The organism is Halomonas sp. ND22Bw (genome assembly GCF_003011945.1).
GTDB lineage: Bacteria > Pseudomonadota > Gammaproteobacteria > Pseudomonadales > Halomonadaceae > Halomonas > Halomonas halophila.
In genome coordinates this window covers 1-273 of the sequence record NZ_PXWD01000834.1, presented here as the reverse complement: position 1 = coordinate 273, position 273 = coordinate 1, and the positions used below count along the sequence as shown (strand labels likewise).

1 pseudogene is annotated in these 273 nt (G+C 63.4%); it reads left to right on the top strand.

Annotated features, from left to right (window positions below):
• Positions 1-273 (top strand): annotated as a pseudogene (locus CVH10_RS20475) (hypothetical protein); the annotation flags it as partial.

Below are 273 nucleotides of genomic sequence, written 5' to 3'. Positions count from 1 at the left end.
TCGGTCTGGAGCATCACCGCAGTTCGGAAAACTCGGTCGATCCCGCCTTCTTCACCGGCTGGGAGAGCCACCTGTCCGACCGCGACCTGCTCAGCCACGAGATGAACCACTCATGGGACGGCAAATGGCGCCGCCCCGCCGACCAGTATGTGCCCAACTTCAACTCGCCCCTGCAGAACAGCCTGCTGTGGGTCTATGAGGGCCAGACCCAATACTACGGCCAGGTCATCGCCGCCCGTTCGGGCCTTCTCAGCACGCAACAGGCGATGGACG